At 66.0% G+C, this 300-nt stretch carries 1 protein-coding gene; it reads left to right on the top strand.

Features of this window, described 5'->3' with window-relative positions:
* The coding region (locus KIP88_RS46260; RefSeq protein WP_214494693.1) for an AMP-binding protein at positions 1-300 on the top strand (300 nt) is incomplete at both ends.

Raw genomic sequence — 300 nt, forward strand, 5'->3', positions numbered from 1 at the left:
CGGCTGTCTCTTTTATGAGGTTCCGACAGGGCCAGCTGTATCTGCGAACGTCCCGATCGGCCGTCCGATTGCCAACACGCGGGTGTATCTGCTGGACGATCATGGCGCGCCTGTGCCGTTGGGGGCGGTCGGGGAGCTTTACGTTGGCGGGGCGGGGGTTGCGCGTGGCTATCTGAACCGTGCCGAGCTGACCGCGGAGCGGTTCATCGCCAGTCCCTTTGTGGACGGCGACCGGCTGTACCGGACCGGCGACCTGGCGCGCTATCTGCCCGACGGCAATCTGGAGTTCCTCGGCCGCAA

The sequence above is a fragment of the Bradyrhizobium sp. SRL28 genome, from assembly GCF_018596315.1.
Classification (GTDB): domain Bacteria; phylum Pseudomonadota; class Alphaproteobacteria; order Rhizobiales; family Xanthobacteraceae; genus Bradyrhizobium.